Annotated in this window: 13 protein-coding genes; 8 read left to right on the top strand and 5 right to left on the bottom strand. The window is 68.8% G+C overall.

Features of this window, described 5'->3' with window-relative positions; translation table 11 throughout:
- Positions 1-382: 382 nt before the first annotated feature.
- The 3 genes from EOV43_RS08810 to EOV43_RS08800 all read right to left on the bottom strand — a co-directional run bounded on the left by EOV43_RS08810 (position 383) and on the right by EOV43_RS08800 (position 6,045).
- Positions 383-1,828 (bottom strand): hypothetical protein, encoded by a 1,446-nt coding sequence (locus EOV43_RS08810; protein WP_128220958.1) that lies wholly within the window; start codon positions 1,826-1,828, stop codon positions 383-385.
- A 1,244-nt stretch (positions 1,829-3,072) separates the two neighbouring features.
- Complete coding sequence (locus tag EOV43_RS08805) at positions 3,073-4,554, bottom strand: RCC1 domain-containing protein (protein ID WP_239022303.1); 1,482 nt, start codon at positions 4,552-4,554, stop codon at positions 3,073-3,075.
- Between the two features lie 327 nt (positions 4,555-4,881).
- A complete protein-coding gene (locus tag EOV43_RS08800; RefSeq protein WP_128220956.1) occupies positions 4,882-6,045 on the bottom strand; it encodes a MalY/PatB family protein in 1,164 nt (387 codons plus the stop codon).
- Positions 6,046-6,266: 221 nt separating this feature from the next.
- On the opposite strand from EOV43_RS08800, the gene EOV43_RS08795 reads away from it, so the two are divergent.
- The 6 genes from EOV43_RS08795 to EOV43_RS08770 all read left to right on the top strand — a co-directional run bounded on the left by EOV43_RS08795 (position 6,267) and on the right by EOV43_RS08770 (position 11,980).
- Positions 6,267-7,589, top strand: coding sequence for an NtaA/DmoA family FMN-dependent monooxygenase (locus EOV43_RS08795; protein WP_164878800.1), 1,323 nt, complete (start codon positions 6,267-6,269; stop codon positions 7,587-7,589).
- A gap of 99 nt (positions 7,590-7,688) precedes the next feature.
- Entirely contained in the window at positions 7,689-8,510 is an 822-nt protein-coding gene (locus EOV43_RS08790) for an ABC transporter permease (protein WP_128220954.1), read from the top strand.
- Position 8,511: 1 nt separating this feature from the next.
- A complete protein-coding gene (locus EOV43_RS08785; RefSeq protein WP_128220953.1) occupies positions 8,512-9,255 on the top strand; it encodes an ABC transporter ATP-binding protein in 744 nt (247 codons plus the stop codon).
- 7 nt (positions 9,256-9,262) lie between these two features.
- Positions 9,263-10,267: an ABC transporter substrate-binding protein gene (locus EOV43_RS08780; protein WP_128220952.1), complete on the top strand. Its 1,005-nt coding sequence runs from the start codon at positions 9,263-9,265 to the stop codon at positions 10,265-10,267.
- A 94-nt stretch (positions 10,268-10,361) separates the two neighbouring features.
- On the top strand, positions 10,362-11,054 hold the full coding sequence (locus EOV43_RS08775; RefSeq protein WP_164878801.1) for an SDR family NAD(P)-dependent oxidoreductase: 693 nt from the start codon (positions 10,362-10,364) through the stop codon (positions 11,052-11,054).
- A 44-nt stretch (positions 11,055-11,098) separates the two neighbouring features.
- Positions 11,099-11,980 (top strand): sulfurtransferase, encoded by an 882-nt coding sequence (locus EOV43_RS08770; protein ID WP_128220950.1) that lies wholly within the window; start codon positions 11,099-11,101, stop codon positions 11,978-11,980.
- 129 nt (positions 11,981-12,109) lie between these two features.
- Here EOV43_RS08770 and EOV43_RS08765 read toward each other — a convergent pair whose 3' ends face one another.
- On the bottom strand, positions 12,110-12,478 hold the full coding sequence (locus EOV43_RS08765) for a DUF5997 family protein (RefSeq protein WP_206611300.1): 369 nt from the start codon (positions 12,476-12,478) through the stop codon (positions 12,110-12,112).
- Positions 12,479-12,534: 56 nt separating this feature from the next.
- Positions 12,535-13,458, bottom strand: a complete 924-nt coding sequence (locus tag EOV43_RS08760) for a PfkB family carbohydrate kinase (RefSeq protein WP_164878802.1) — start codon at positions 13,456-13,458, stop codon at positions 12,535-12,537.
- 147 nt (positions 13,459-13,605) lie between these two features.
- On the opposite strand from EOV43_RS08760, the gene EOV43_RS08755 reads away from it, so the two are divergent.
- Both EOV43_RS08755 and ilvD read left to right on the top strand, forming a co-directional pair.
- Complete coding sequence (locus EOV43_RS08755; protein WP_164878803.1) at positions 13,606-14,607, top strand: phosphatase PAP2 family protein; 1,002 nt, start codon at positions 13,606-13,608, stop codon at positions 14,605-14,607.
- 130 nt (positions 14,608-14,737) lie between these two features.
- Entirely contained in the window at positions 14,738-16,585 is a 1,848-nt protein-coding gene (gene ilvD / locus EOV43_RS08750; RefSeq protein WP_128220947.1) for a dihydroxy-acid dehydratase, read from the top strand.
- The last annotated feature ends 54 nt before the right edge of the window (positions 16,586-16,639 follow it).

Genomic DNA, 16,639 nt, shown 5'->3' with positions numbered 1-16,639 from the left:
CTCTGCATGATCTGAGGCCCGGAGTCATGCGGAATCTGGCCTCGTCGGTGTCGTCTGGACGCCTGGGGGTCAGGGGGTCGCAGGTTCAAATCCTGTCAGCCCGACCGAACACAGGCTCCGGCCAGCGGAAACGCTGGCCGGAGCCTGTTCTGGTTTTCCGGCCATTCCTCGGTGTACGGGGCCTTGCGCACCGGCTGGGCCGTGGAAGTCGTGCGCACACGAGACGAAGCGGTTGCGGGTTGTTGCTGGACGTCGTGCGGGACGTGGCCCTTCGCTTGGAGGGCGCAGACGCAGCATGCCCCGGGAGAGGGGTTCCTCTCCCGGGGCATGCTGCGTGCGGTATCTGTGGATCTCTCCTCAGGCGGAGAGAACTCGGGCCAGGTCAGCTGACCCTGTAGGCGGCCCGTGCTGTCGGACGGCCGGAGACCGTCGCGGTCACGTTCCCTGTGGCCTTCTTGGCAGCAACTTGGAAGGTGACCTTGAATCCCTTCCCGCCGGACCGCTTCACCGTGACCGTCGCTCGGTTCCTCTCGGCGACGCGCACCGTGGTCAGGTTCCCGTCGCCGCGGACCTTGACCTGGGCGAGGGTTTCGCCGTTGATCCGGACGGTCACGGTCTCGCCCTTGGCGACGTTTCCGATGGTGATCGTCTGCTTCGCGCTGCGCCTGATCGTGGTCGAGGAGAGCTTCAGTGAAACGGGCGCAGTCACGGTCGACGTGGTCGTCGACACCTTCTGGGCTCGGTACCCGGACTGCTCGACGGTGGCGGTGGCCTTGAGGCGCGCCCCGGCATCGGCGGCCTTGACTGTGTAGGAGGTGCCACGGCCAACGATCTTGGTGCCGCGTGTCCACACGATGGAGACCTTCACCTTCGGGGTTGAGGTGAACGATGCGGTCAGGCGAGCGCCGACCTGAGTCTTGCCGGTGATGCGAAGCTTTGCTCCGGTGACCGAGCCCAGCGCAGGTTTCGGGGCCACTGGCACGGCACCGATCTCGATGGTGCCGCTGGTGTAGGTGATGTGTTCGGGTGCGGTGATGGTGTAGCCGACGGTGATGGTCTTGCCGCGCAGTGCGTCGGTGACCTCAAGGCTGTTACCGGTGTCGATCTTGGTGCCGTTGGCGTACCAGGTGATGTTCACGTCCGCGTCGACGTTGTCGTCGAGTGCGTCGTGGTCGACCGTCAGGGTGAGGGTCTTTCCGACGCGGGGGTCGCCGGTGACCTTGTGGGTCACGCCAGTGATGGCACGCAGTTCGGGAACGGCGCCGATGGTGATGGTGTCGCTGGTGTGGGTGACGTATCCGGGTGCGGTGACGGTGTAGGCGACCGTGATGGTCTTGCCGCGCATCGCGTCGGTGACTTCGAGGGTGTCGCCGGTGGTGACCTTGTCGCCGTTGGCGTACCAGGTGATGGCGGTGGTGGTGGCGACGTCGTCGTCGAGTGCGTCGTGGTCGACGGTGAGGGAGAGGGTGTTCCCGACGCGGGGTTCACCGGTGATCATGGGGGAGACCCCGGGAATTTCGGGGGTCCTCACCACCCCGATCTTGACCCAGACCTCGATCCGGGAGTAGTACCGGTTGTCGAAGATGGGCGCCTCGACGATGACCCACACCTCGCGCCCTTCGGCTTCCGGGCCCAGGACGATCTCTTCCGGTGTGGCCCCCCGCGGAACCGCCGGGCCCCCGACTCTGTCGAAGTGGGCCCGCAGCAGGCCGCCCTGGGTCCAGTCGACGGGGCCCGCGATGTCGGTGATCGGGAGGCGGTAGGTGCGGGATCCGGGCACGATTCCGTCCGGTTCGGGCTCGGCCAGCAGATGGACTTTGCCACCCACAGCCAGTGGGTGAACACGGCCTCACGGTAGGCAGGGTTCTTCACGCGTACGGTGAGGCGCACGCCCAAGCCCCACCAGTCACCGATGGTGAGGGATGCGGTGTCGGAGGCGAACGTCTCGGTCCCGTTGAGTTCGTCCACCAGGTCCCACCTGTACGTGACCTCGTCGTCCGGGCCCAAGTCGTGGAGCACGGCCTCGTGGCGGGTGTCGGGGACAGTGCGCAGGCCCGGGTACTTGGCGGCCTTTGGTTCCTGGCCGTTCACGAGGAGCGAGACGGGGCTCGTGGGCTCCGCGACCACCGGTGTCACGCGGGACCAGTCCGACGTGGCCTGTCCCTGGGTAGGGCTCGTCAGGGTGTAGCGGACGGAGAGCTTGCGGCCGAGGAGTTCGGGGCCGACGACTCCGCTGGAGTTGCTCGTCGAACTCATGCCCTGCCATTCCCAGGTCACGGCCGCGTCAGGGAATGCGTCCAGGAGGGACTGGGGAACGGCGGTGGTCAGGACACCACCGGGGAGCACCTCGTGGTCACCGACGACGCCGGAAAGGATCGGCGCCGGCGGGTTCTGCACGCGCGCGAAATCAGTCGCGGTGGGCAGCGGGACGTAGCCGGGGTGCGTGGCGTCGAGAGTGGCCTTCAGAAAGAGCCCCGCGTCGTCCAGGCGGGGCCGCCAAGCGTTCTGGAACCGAATCTGCGTGTATTCCGCTCCTCTCGACGCCCAGAGCTTGACCTCCGGCCTTGCGTCCCAGGGGGTCATGCCGTAAGTCAGCCGGACGAGGGAGTCCAGTCGCACGGTCCCGGAGTCACTCTGGGGCGTGGTGCTGAACATGATGCCGCCGGTCATCTTCTTGGGTGCCTCGTCCTCCGTGTCAGCGAGGGCGGACGGTGACGTCCCGAGGAGCAGGAGCGTGGCCATGACGCTGGTCAGCAGGGAACGCCATACGTGGCCTCTGGGCCGTGGGGGCGACGCGGGGGATGAAGACGGGGATCGCACGGGTGGGCTGCCCCAAGGTAGACGGAATCCAAATTGACTCGGAAAGTGTGCCATGCCGCGGCCGAGTTGCCGCGGCCGAGTTGCCGCGACCAGGTGTTGCGAGTGGCGCTCGGGAAGAGGCCGGGGAGCCGGGTGACGCGTTCGGTCGGCGCTGGGCGCCGACCGAACGTCGTGATCACGTGACGCCTGCCCCGCTGCACGGGACGGCGCCGCAGCAGGCTCCGAAAGACCTCGAACCGACAGGGTCGAGTGTCAGGGGACGGCGGTCACCTTGACCGGAGTGGCACTGCTGCTCGTCGTCCAGTGGCCCAATCGTCCGTAGGAACCGCTGCCCCACGCGTAGGTGAGTGCTTGGTCGGTGACGGCGTAGGCGCTCTCCGCTGCGGCGGTGACGGTCACGACGTTGGCGGTTTCGGGGATCGCGCCAGGGGAGACCACCACGGGAGCGCGGCGCGAGGAGTAGCTGCCGTCGCCGAGTTGCCCCACGTCGTTCTTCCCCCAGCTGTAGACGCGGCCGTCCGAGCCCAGTACGTAACTGCTGTCGCCGCCGGCGCTCACCGAGGTCACGGCCGTTGAGGTGGGAATGGCGCCGCGCGCTGCGGTGACGGGGCTGGTGCGCAGCAGGGCGCCCCCGTTGGCGACCTGGTCCCACGAGTTGTCGCCCCAGGCGTACACCGCGCCGTCGGAGCCCAGCGCCAGGTTGTGCGAGGTGCCGGCAGCGATGGCGACGAGGGACACGCCCGTGGGTCTGGTGCCGCGGCCCGTGGCGATCGGGGTGCTGCGCTGTGTCGTGGTGGAGTCGCCGAGCTGTCCACGGAGGTTGGACCCCCATGCGTAGACGTTGCCGTTGGATGCCAGGGCAAGGCTGTGGTTCGCTCCCGCAGCGATGCTGAGCACCGAGGCGTCGCCGGGTATCGCTCCGCGGCTGGTGGTGACGGGCGCGGTGCGTCGCGTCTCGGAGCCGTCGCCGAGCTGGACCGAGGAGTTCAGGCCCCAGGCGTACACCTTGCCGTCGGAGCCGAGAGCGAGGCTGTGGTTCCTGCCCGCGGCGATCGCGGTGACGGCGACGCCGCCGGGGATGCTTCCGCGGCGGGTGGCGACCGGCGTCTGACGGCTCGTCGTGGTGGAGTCACCGAGTTGGCCGTAGGTGTTGTCGCCCCAGGCGTACACGTTTCCGTCGGAGCCGAGGGCGAGGGAGTGGCTCCCACCCACCGCGAGGGCGGTGAGGGTGACGTCGTCCGGGATCTCGCCACGCAGGGACGCCACGGGGGCGCTGCGCTGGGTGGTCGTGCCGTCGCCGAGTTGTCCGTTGTAGTTGTTTCCCCACGCGTGGACCCAGCCGTCGGCCAGACCGGTCAGGTGCGAGGCGCTCCCGCCTGTGGCCAGGGCGGTGAACGGGCGGTAGGTGACGACCCACGAGGTCGTCCGGGTGCCGTGGGTCGCGGTCACGGTCACGGCAGTGCCCGGCGTGGGAACGACGTCGGGGAGCGCCGTGATCGTGGTCGATGCCGTGCCGCTGCTGGTGGTGACGGCCTGTGTGGTGCCCAGCGTGAGCCATGAACTCGCGCTGAGGGTGAAGGTCACGGTCTCCCCGGGCCATGCGGCGCCGTCGCGGAACAAGGTGGCTGTCAGCGTGCGCGACGCCGCCGAGTCCTCGGAGAAGTCGGCGGCAGGACTGGTGACCGTGAGTGTCGTGGCGGACGTGGCGAAGGCAGGGCTGGGGGTGGCGACCACCGACAAGGGGGCAGACCATGCAGCGCCGGCGAGGAGTGATCGCCGGGCGAGAGCTCTGGCGGGCGGGACAGGGTGGGAGGGTGAGTGGTTCATTGCATCTCCGGGAGCGTTGAGTGTTCGATGGTCCGTGGCGCACCGAGAACGCCCTCGGCGCGGGGCGCACGGGCAGGCACAGGTTAGACGCGGTCCGTTTCCCGATGGAGAAGAATGTGGAACTCTGTCCGAATCGTGGTGGAGTCCTGTCGGCAGCCACGTCCTGCCGGTCCCATGGCGAGACGACCTCGCCCCTCGATGGTGATGTGCGAGGCCGTCGTGGCTCCGGTGTGGTCAGCTCCGCGCTGCCAGCGCCGCTCCCATCCGCTCCACGGCGTCGAGCAGCACCGGACGCGGGGTGGCGAAGTTGATCCGCGCGTACTGCTCGTAGCCCGTACCGCAGCGGGTGCCGGCCACCAACGCGACCCCGGCCTCCTCGCGGAAGAACTGCTCGGGGTTGCCGAGCCCCAGGGGGGCGCAGTCCATCCAGGCCAGGTAGGTGGCGGCGGGGGAGTGGTGCACGATCTCGGGGGCGTGGGTGCGCAGCGCCTCGGCCAGTGCGCGACGGTTGCCGTCGAGGTAGGTCACGAGGTCGCGTCGCCAGGTCTGGTCGCCGTTGTAGGCGGCGGTGTTGGCCACGACGCCCAGCAGGCCCGCGCCGCCGATCAGCAGGTACTCGTCGGCCTTGAGCACCTTCGCGTGCTCGGGGTTGGTGGCGATGATCTGGGCGCACTTGAGGCCCGGCAGGTTCCAGGCCTTCGACGCCGACGTCGACGTGATCGAGACAGCGGCGGCCTCGTCCGAGATTGACGCGAACGGGACGTGGGTGCCCTCGTAGACCATGCCGGCGTGGATCTCGTCGGAGAAGACCAGGCCGCCGTGACGCGAGGCCAGTGCCGCGATCGTCTCCAGTTCAGCGCGGGTCGCGACCTTGCCGATCGGGTTGTGCGGGTTGCAGAGCACGAACAGCGACGGACCGGCGGCGAAGAGCTCCTCGATCCGGTCGAAGTCGTAGCTCCAGGCGCCCTCGGCGTCCTGCAACATCGGGACCTGCTCGACGCGGCGGCCCAGGGCCGGCGGAATGATCAGGAACGGCATGTAGGCCGGCGTCGGGAGGATCACCGTCGCGCCGGGGGCGGTGAACTTCTCGATCACGGCCGCGAACGCGGAGAGCACGTCGCCGACGCTGACCACGGCGTCGGGGGAGACGGTCCAGTCGAACTCGCGACCCACCCAGCCTGCGAGCGCGTCGGCCAGGTCGGCGTGCGCCTTCGACGGGGCATAGCCGAAGTGGTGACGTCCCACGGCGTCCTGGATCGCGTCCGCGACCTCGGGGGCGGTGCCGAAGTCCATCTCCGCGACGAAGGCACCGATCTTGTCGGGGAACTCCATCCACTTGCGTCCGCCGTTGCGTCGCAGCTGCTCGACGGTGATCTGGTCCCAGGCGTGGGTCGACATCGGAATACCTCCGGGAAGGGGTGGGGAGCGGGGCCTGACGGCTCACGAGGCACGACACCAGGTGTGACGTCAGGGCCCCCAAGTGGGGGGTGGTTGAAAAGTTACATCCTTCAACAGTTAGTGTATTAATTGTTGTGAACTGATCGACATTGAAGTTAATGAATGTCGATCCTGCAGGACCCCCCGCCTGCTCCCCCCACTCGCACGTTCGGAGGCATTCGATGTTCCACCTCGCTTACTTCATGCAGGGCTCCAGCGCCCAGGCCTGGCACAGCCCCTGGGCGGGATCCATCGGCAAGGAGTGGTCGAAGCCGGACTTCCACATCGACTGCGCCCGAGCCCTCGAGCGGGCCAAGTTCGACTACGTCCTCTACGAGGACCTGTACTACGTGCCGGACTACTGGAAGGGCACCACCGACATCTACGTCGAGCAGGCCATCTCCGTGCCGCGTCTCGACACGATGGTGCTGACCCCCGTCGTCGCCCATGCCACCTCCCACATCGGCGTCGTCCCGACCCTGCCGACCTTCGCGTTCGAGCCCTACCTGCTCGCGCGTCAGGTCGCCACCCTCGACCTCCTCTCGCAGGGTCGCGGTGCATGGAACGTCGTCACCGGCACCTCCGACGGTGCGATCCGGGGCTTCGGCAAGGACCAGCTGCTCGAGCCCGAGGAGCGCTACAAGCAGGCCGGCGAGTTCGTCGACGTCGTCAAGCAGCTCTGGAACTCCTGGGAGCCCGACGCGATCGTCGACGACGTCGAGAACGGTGTCTTCGCCGACCCGTCCAAGGTCCACGTCGTCGACTTCGAGGGCGAGTACTACAAGTCCAAGGGCGCGCTGGTCTCCGGCCCGACCCCGCAGGGCACCCCCGTGATCGCCCAGGCCGGCGCCTCGGCCGGCGGCCTCGAGCTCGCCGCCAAGCACGCCGACACCATCGTCGGTGTCGCCGCCACCGTCGAGGGCATGAAGACCTACCGCGACACCGTGCGCTCCCTGATGGAGAAGCACGGCCGCAACCCCGACGACTGCAAGATCCTCTTCCTGATCAACCCCGTCGTCGCCGCGACCAAGGCCGAGGTCGAGGCCAAGCTCGCCGAGATCACCGAGCACGCCCACGCCAACATCGAGCGCGAGCTCGCCGACCACGCCAAGCGCATGGGCGTCGACATCTCCGGCCTCCCGCTGGACGAGCCGCTCACCCAGGAGCTCCTCGACGGCCTGCACACCCGCGGTCACATCTCCCACCTGGAGAAGTTCGTCGCCCGGGCGAACGGCCGCACCCTGCGTCAGGTCGCCTTCGACTTCTGGCGCTTCCCGATCCCGCCGGAGGTCGTCGGTACCTTCGACGAGGTCGCGGACCGTCTCGAGGAGATCGTCAACGAGGTCGGCGGCGACGGCTTCCTGATCTCGCCCCACGGTGTCGGCACCACCCGTCGCTACATCATGGAGATCACCGAGGGCCTCGTCCCCGTCCTCCAGCGCCGCGGACTCACCCGCACCGAGTACTCCTCGACCCAGCTGCGCGAGAACCTGCTCGCCTTCTGACCTGTTCATCTCGGAACCGGTCGGCCCGACGCGACGTCGTCGGGCCGACTTCCCGCCCCCTCGCCCGAACCCGGGCGTGCCCCCAGGAGACCTTGACCCATGAGCGTCATCGACGACACCGCCCCCGCGCGGACCACGAAGCGTCGTAGGCCCAGCCTCGCCCAGCGCATGCCGCTGGGCTGGATCGTGCCCGTCGCCTTCCTCGTGCTCTGGCACGTCGCCTACGAGGCCGGCTGGATCAACCCCACGCTGCTCTCCTCGCCCGTCCAGGTGGCGCAGACGCTGTGGGAGTCCATGCGTGATGGCGAGTTCTGGGACAACCTCGGCATGAGCGTGCGCCGCTGGATCCTCGGATTCCTGATCGGTGGCGTCCTCGGCCTCGTCCTGGGTGCACTCACCGGCCTGTCGCGCTTCTCCGAGCGGATGCTCGACTCCACCCTGCAGATGCTCCGCACGATCCCACTGATGGGTCTCGTGCCGCTCTTCATCGTGTGGTTCGGCATCGGTGAGCAGCCCAAGATCATCCTGATCGCCTACGGCGCCTTCTTCAACATCTACCTCTCGACGTTCGCCGGCATCCGCGACATCGACCGCAAGCTGATCGAGGTCGGCCGCGTCTATGAGCTCTCGCCGCTGCAGATGGCACGCCGGATCGTGTTCCCGGCCGCGATGCCGCAGGTCCTCCACGGCATCCGTCTCTCCCTCGGTGTCGCCTGGCTCGCCCTCGTGATCGCCGAACTCAACGGCGCCTCCTCGGGCATCGGCTTCTGGATGCAGCAGGGCCGTGAGTTCGTCCGCGTCGACATCGTGATCGCCGCCCTCGTCGTCTTCGCCGTCGTCGGCAAGCTCGTCGACGTGTTCGTCCGTGCACTCGAGCGCCGCCTCCTGGGCTGGCGCGACAACCTCGCCAAGGAGATGTGAGATGACCGTCGACCTCACCCTGTCCGGCGTCAGCCGTTCGTTCGGGTCCACCCTCGCCGTCACCGACGTCGACCTCGAGATCGAGGCCGGGGAGTTCATCGTCCTGATCGGCCCCTCGGGCTGCGGGAAGTCCACCCTGCTGCGTGCCCTGGCCGGTCTCGACACCGACTACGACGGCACGATCCTCGCCGGCGGCGAACCGATCAAGGGCCCGAGCCGTCAGCGCGGCGTCGTGTTCCAGGAGCACCGGCTGCTGCCGTGGCTCACGGTCGGCAAGAACATGCTCTTCGGCGCCACCGGCACCGCCGAGGAGCAGGAGGCCCGCCTGGAGCAGATGCTGAAGCTGATGCACCTGGAGAAGTTCCGCGACGCCCACCCGCACCAGCTCTCCGGAGGCATGGCTCAGCGCACCGCGATCGCCCGTGCGCTCGTCCCCGAGCCCGACGTCCTGCTGATGGACGAGCCCTTCGGTGCCCTCGACGCCTTCACCCGGATCGAGATGCAGGACGCCCTGATCGACGTCTGGCAGAAGCAGCGCACCACCGCGGTGCTGGTCACCCACGACATCGACGAGGCCGTCGTCCTGGCCAACCGCGTCGTCGTGATGTCGGCCCACCCCGGCTCGATCAAGAAGGTCGTCGACATCGACCTGCCCTACCCCCGCGAACGCACCTCACCGGAGTTCGCCGAGCTTCGCTCCCTGCTCCTGGAGCAGTTCCTCGAGTCCCACTCCCACGGAAAGTGATCCCCCCATGAAGACCTTCCAGCGCCCCACCGCTCGACGTTCCGGCCTCCGCCGTGCCACCGCCGGCCTCGCCGTCCTCGCGGCGACCTCCCTGGCCCTCACCGCCTGCGGTTCCGACGACGACGCCGAGGGCACCTCGCTGCCGCGCATCGCCACCGTCACCGCCTACCCCTACATCCCGGTCGCGCTCGAGCAGGGCTACTTCGCCGACGAGTTCGACACCGACGACGCCCCGACCGTCAACCCGATCGGCTCGGCCAACGACGCGATCGCTGCCCTGCGCAGCGGCAACGCCGACATCGCCGTCATCGGTTTCGACCCGGCCAACCTGGTGGACGTCGAGGACGTCGTCATCCTGGCCTCCTCCGAGATCAGCCCCCAGACCACCCGCGTCGTGGTCCCGGAGTCCTCGAAGGTCACCGAGATCTCCCAGCTCAAGGGCAAGAAGGTCGCCTCCTACTCGGCCTCCCCGAACATCGCCGTGGTCCAGTCGCTGAACTCCGCCGGCCTCAAGGTCGCCGACGTCGAGTACGTCAGCCTGCAGAACGACGCCGCGCTCTCCACCCTCGCCGGCGGCGGCGTCGACGGCTGGGTCACCTACGACCCGTCCGCCGCGTCGGCGGAGATCGAGGGAGTCGGCCGTGCCATCGCCGACGGTGACGACTTCGGTTACCTCAACCCGGTCTTCATCTACACCACCAAGAAGTACCTCAAGGAGAACCCCGAGGCCGTCGAGTCGACCCTCGAGGTCTACGGCGAGGCGATCGAGTGGATCAACGCCAACACCGACGCTGCCGCCGGTGTCGTCTCCGAGGCCACCGGCCTGAAGAAGGAGATCGCCGCGCAGTCGCTGAGCCACCGCAACTACGCCCTCGAGCCCGTCGAGGGTGACGTCGTCGACTTCATGGAGCGTCTGGCCGACATCAACATCGAGCTCGGCGTCTCCAAGGGTCGCCCGGACTATGACGCGATCATCGACAACTCGGTCGTCTCCGAGATCCTGGCCGACTGAACCCATCGACCGACCGGTCGTGCCGGTGCGCCGGGCCTGACACAGGACCGGCGCACCGGCACGCTGACGAGAACTGACGCCGATGAGAACTGACGTGGAGAAGAACGACGTGCGACGCATCCTCCTCACCGGCGCGGCCGGGGGAGTGGGGACCGCCCTGGTCAGGGCACTGCTCGCCGAGGGCGACGTGGAGGTGCACGCCCTGTGCCGAGACGCGTCTCGGATGACGGTGAGTGACCCCCGCGTGGTCGTCCACACCTGCGACCTCACCCGTCCCGACGAGATCGCCGCCCTCGACCTGCCTGCACAGTTGCACGGCCTCGTGCACACGGCTGCTGCGGGTGCCAACCTCACCGACGTCGAGGCCGGGGTCGCGGAGTGGGAGACCTACCTGGGCGCCAACGTCGTCGGTGCGGTCGCACTGACCCAGCGTTGCCGTGAACGGCTCGTGCCCGGTTCCACGTTGATGTTCCTCAACTCCGGCCTCGGACTGCGGGCCTCGCCCACCTCGGTGCCGTACTCCGCGGCGAAGGCCGCGATCAAGTCCTACGCCGACTCGATCCGCCCCGAGTACAACCAGCGCGGCGTCCGTGTCACCACCCTGTACCCCGGCCAGACCGCCACCCCGATGCTCGCGCACAACACCGCCGTCGTCGGGATCGCGTGGGAACCCGAGCGGTACATCCAACCCGGCGAACTGGCCGCCCTGATCGTCTCCCTGCTCGGGGCCGGCGCTTCCCTGCAGCTCACCGACGTGGCCGTGCGCCCCGCGGTCGAGCCCTGGTGAGCGACGCCCGTCTCCTGCATCCCTGAACTCTCCGAAGGACCCCCATGAACCTCAACGAATCCCCGATCGTCAGCCCTGAGCAGCTCCGCGACGCGCTCGACGACGACCCCAACCTGCACGTCATCGAGGTGCTGTGGAACGCCCCCGAGGTCGGCTCCACCCCCGGACTGATCCCCGGTTCGGTGGCCGTGCACTGGAAGGGTCTGGCCTGGCACGAGACCGACCGCCTGTTCGCCACGGCGGAGGAGTTCGCCGAGCGTCTCTTCGCTCTCGGTGCCGGTGAGGGTTCCACCATCGTGCTGGCCGGTGAGCCGCGCCAGTTCGCCTCCTACGTCGTGTGGGCGATGTGGATGCGTGGCATCCGTGGCATCGGCTACCTCGACGGCGGCCGCGAGGCGTGGACCGCTCTGGGCTACCCGACCGCTGACGACGTCGTGCGCACGCCGGTCCCTGCCACCGCACCGATCGCCGTCCCGGCCCTCAGCACCGAGGAGATCGAGGCCGCCGAGAACGCTGTCTCGCTGGGACGCGACGAGGTGCTCAGCCTGCTCGGTGACGAGAACACCGTGATCCTCGACCTCCGCACCCCGGAGGAGTACGCCGGCGAGCGCGTCCTGGGCTACGAGGACGGCGACGTCGACCACGGCGCCGAGCGCAAGGGCCGCATCCCCGGCGCCACGCACCTCTACTTCCGCGACATCCTCGACGAGCACGGCCGGTTCCTGCCGGCCGAGCAGCTCCGTGAGCTGCTCGCCGAGCGCGGTGCCCTCGACGCCGAGCGCGTCGTCGCCTACTGCCGCCTCTCGCACCGCGCGTCGCTGGGCTGGCTGGCCATGACCCAGGTCGTCGGCATGGAGAACGTCCGCGTCTACAACGGCTCGTGGACCGAGTGGGGCAGCATCGTCGGGTTCCCGATCGAGAAGTGACCGACAGCACAGCGCTGACACAGCGGCACTGACACAGCGGCGCTGATGCATGTGCACTGATGCAGAACGGCCGGGACGTCCGTGGGGGGACGTCCCGGCCGTTCTGTGCGTCGGGGGAGGTGAGGTGTGTCAGTCGAGCGGGGTGTCGACGACCGCGATGAACCGGCTGCCGATGCCCTCCATCTCGACCCGCACGACGTCGTCCGCGGCCTTCGGCACCTGGGAGACCGAGTGGTCGTCGCAGTAGAGGAACGTGTGGGTGGGCCACCACTTCTTGGGGCGCGCCTTCTCGGCGAAGCCGCACACGGCGCACTCCAGCTCGACCCAGACGGCCTTCTTGCCGGTGCGGTTGGCACGCGACTGCACCAGCCAGGCCGGCGGGTTGGCCTCGAGCTCGTCCATCTCGGCCTGCGTCATGACCTTGGGGAGACCATGGCGGGCGGCCATCTCCACGGGGATGTCGAGGCGTTGGGCGGCGTCACGGCGGCTGATCTTCACGCTTCACGATAAGCGGCCGCGGCGCCGAGGGCCGTTTCGGCGCGTTCCTCGGACGCTCAGCCCAGAGGCGGGAGTTCGTCGAGGTGCGCCAGCCAGGTCCGGGTGCCGAAGTGCGCGATCGACAACGACGAGGCGTGGCAGGCCCACTCCAGCGCGGCCACGTGCGACTCCGGCGTCAGGCCGGTCCGGGCGATCGCGAAGGCGTAGGCGCCGTGGAAGAAGTCACCCGCGCCGAGGGTGTCGACGACCTTCGCGACGGGGGCGGGGTCGGTCCAGCCGCGTTCCTGCGGGGTGAACCAGCGCAGCGGCTGACCGCCACGGGTGACCGCGCCGTAGGGAACGCCCGCGGCCTGCAGGTAGTCGACGATCGCGTCGGGGGTGGCGTCGTGGAAGTCCTCGGCGACGATCGCGGAGTCGATGCCGGGCAGCTGCGCCGGGACGACGTCCTTCTCGGTGCCGGCGTCCAGCACCGTCGGGATGCCCAGGGCACGGGCGCGCTCGCAGAGCGCCCGGGAGACGTCGGTCTCGTCGTTGTCGACCAGGACGACGCGGACGTCCTCGGTGAGGAGATGGTCGAAGGAGCGGTCCAGGACGCCGGAGTTGGCGCGCGGGTCAGGGGAGCCGGCGATCACCGAACGGTCGCCGGTCGCCGCGGTGATCTGCACCGACGCCGGGACAGTCATGTAGTCGGTCTCGTCGGCGTCCAGGGTGTTGTGGTGCGTGATCCGCCCCTGCCCGTGACGCAGCAGGTCGCCCTTGAGGGCGTCCCCGAGCGGGTCGTCGGCGATCCGGGACACGAGGTGGCCCTCTCCGCCCAGCGCGGCGAAGAGGACGGCCGCGTTGGTGGCGGGACCACCCGCGGCAACGGTGTGGCGCGTGGAACGCACCTTGCCGTTGACGGGTGCCGGGGTGTCGACGAGCTGGATGACGTCGAGGACCGATCGACCGACGAAGAGGCCGGCGGGAGTGGAGCTGGGCACTGTTCTCCTTCTGGTGGCCGCGGTGCGGCACGTGGGGGAATCCCCATGGTGCAGGACGGAGGAGGACGGGTGGGGCCGGGGGTGCGGAGAGCGGACACCCCTCCCGGGCGAACGACGTTCATGTATCGCATACCTAGAATTGGGTACATGTCGTCGCAGTCAGCCATTTCGTCCACGACCGACGACGTGAAGGAACACCAGGTGCGTGAAGTGCTGCGCCGCCCGGACCCGGCGGACACGCCGTGGACCGTGCGGACTGTAGCGATGATGGTCTACGCCGCGGCCCTCGTGGCGTGGAGCAACGCCATGGGCATCCCGAACGACACCGTCGGTGTCTTCCTGTGGCTCTGGGTCGGGACGGTCGCGTGGAACGTCCAGGCGTCGCCACGCACCCACCTGACGTTCCTGCGGGACTGGTCGTTGCCGGTGCTCGGGCTGGTCGTCTACTTCTTCACCCGCGGCCTGAGCGACGAGCTCGGCATACCGGTGCACTGGACGATGCCGATCACGGTCGACGAGTGGTTCGGCGGCGGGACCACCCCCACCGAACTGCTGCAGAGCGCCTGGTGCGGTGACCCGTGCCTGAAGAGCAGCGAGCCGCGCTGGTACGACGCGGTCCTGGCCACCGTCTACGCCACCCACTTCGTCGCCGGCCTCACGATCGCTGCCGTGCTGTGGCTGCGCAGCCGTCCTGAGTGGGTCAAGTGGATGCGCCGCTACCTGGCGATCAACTTCGCCGGCCTGGTCGTGTACGTCCTCTACCCGATGGCGCCGCCGTGGCTGGCGTCCCAGGAGGGGTACCTGGGTGACGTGGCCCGGCTGACCAGTCGTGGGTGGCGCGACCTCGGGCTCGAGCGCGCCAACATGGTGCTGCACGGTGTCGGCAACCCGGTGGCCGCGATGCCGTCGCTGCACACCGGGATCTCGGCCCTGATCGCGCTCTACGCGGTCCAGCGGCTGCGTTCGCAGTGGCGGTGGCTGCTGCTGGCCTACCCGCTCGTCATGGGTACGGCGTTGGTCTACTTCGGTGAGCACTACGTCATCGACGTCATCGCCGGTATCGCGCTGGCAGGGGCGGTGCTGTGGGCCTGCGAGGTCTGGGAACGACGTCGGGTGTCACGTCGCGTTGCTCTCACTTCGGGCGCGTGAGGGTCACGGTTGGGACAAGGCTCTGTAGGCTAGGAGATGACGCTCCGGCCCCGCCGGGCCGGAACGCCGCCCCTCACACGACCGACGCGTGTCGCCGGCCGTCCGCCCTGACTGAATGAGCACATTCCCCATGCCTACCCTGCGTTCTGCGACGTCCACCTCTGGCCGCAACATGGCCGGCGCCCGTGCCCTCTGGCGCGCCACCGGCATGACCGACGACGACTTCGGCAAGCCGATCATCGCGATCGCGAACTCCTTCACCGAGTTCGTACCCGGTCACGTGCACCTGCGGGACATGGGCAAGATCGTCGCCGAGCAGATCGAGGCCTCGGGCGGTGTCGCCAAGGAGTTCAACACCATCGCTGTCGACGACGGCATCGCGATGGGCCACGGCGGCATGCTCTACTCCCTGCCCTCGCGCGAGCTGATCGCCGACGCCGTGGAGTACATGGTCCAGGCGCACTGCGCCGACGCGATCGTCTGCATCTCCAACTGCGACAAGATCACCCCCGGCATGCTGTTGGCCGCACTGCGCCTCAACATCCCGGTCGTCTTCGTCTCCGGTGGTCCGATGGAGGCCGGCAAGACCCAGGCCGTCGAGGGCCTGGTCCACTCCAAGCTCGACCTCGTCGACGCGATGTCGGCCTCGGCCAACGACGACGTCTCCGACGAACTCCTGGACACCATCGAGCGTTCGGCCTGCCCGACGTGTGGTTCCTGCTCGGGCATGTTCACCGCCAACTCGATGAACTGCCTCACCGAGGCCATCGGCCTGTCGCTGCCGGGCAACGGCTCCACCCTCGCCACCCACGCCAAGCGTCGCGCCCTCTTCGAGGAGGCCGGCCGCGTGGTCATGGACCTGTGCCGTCGCTGGTACGGCGAGGACGACGCTTCCGTCCTGCCCCGCAACATCGCCAACCGCTCCGCGTTCGAGAACGCCGTGGCGCTCGACGTCGCGATGGGTGGCTCCACCAACACGATCCTGCACCTGCTCGCCGCTGCCCGCGAGGCGGAGATGGACTTCAACGTCCACGACATCGACGCGATCTCGCGCCGCGTGCCGTGCCTGAGCAAGGTCGCCCCGAACTCCCCGAAGTTCCACATGGAGGACGTCCACCGCGCCGGCGGCATCCCCGCCCTGCTCGGTGAGCTGAACCGCGGTGGCGCGCTCAACACCGACGTCCACTCGGTGCACTCGCCCGACCTCGACTCCTGGCTCGCGAAGTGGGACATCCGCGCCGAGAACCCGACCCCCGAGGCACTGGACCTGTTCCGCGCCGCACCCGGTGGCGTCCGCACCGTGGAGCCGTTCTCCACCGAGAACCTCTGGGCGAGCCTGGACACTGACGCCGCTGAGGGCTGCATCCGCGACTTCGAGCACGCCTACTCCGTCGACGGTGGCCTCGCGATCCTGACCGGCAACCTCGCCGAGGACGGCTGCGTCGTCAAGACCGCCGGTGTGGCCGAAGAGGTCTGGAAGTTCGACGGCACCGCCATCGTCTTCGAGTCCCAGGACGACGCCGTCGCCGGCATCCTGGGCAAGAAGGTCGAGGCCGGACACGTCGTCGTGATCCGCTACGAGGGCCCCAAGGGCGGACCGGGCATGCAGGAGATGCTGTACCCGACCGCGTTCCTCAAGGGCCGTGGCCTGGGCGCCAAGTGCGCGCTCATCACCGACGGTCGTTTCTCCGGCGGCACCTCGGGTCTCTCCATCGGCCACGTTTCCCCCGAAGCTGCCGGCGGTGGCGTGATCGCCCTGATCGAGGACGGCGACCCGATCTCGATCGACATCCCCCACCGTTCCATCGAGCTCAAGGTCTCCGACGAGGTGCTCGCCGAGCGTCGCGCCAAGCAGGAGGCCCGCGAGAAGCCGTACACCCCGGTGAACCGCGACCGTTACGTCTCCGCCGCACTGCGCGCCTACGCCTCGATGGCGACCGCGGCCTCCGACGGTGCGTACCGCCGCGTCCCGGAGTGATCGACGCCTGAACGGTGACTGAGGGGGCAGAGCCAGTGGCTCTGCCCCCTCGGT

Source organism: Nocardioides yefusunii, assembly GCF_004014875.1.
In the GTDB taxonomy this organism is placed as follows: domain Bacteria; phylum Actinomycetota; class Actinomycetes; order Propionibacteriales; family Nocardioidaceae; genus Nocardioides; species Nocardioides yefusunii.
This window is presented reverse-complemented; position numbering and strand designations above follow the sequence as displayed.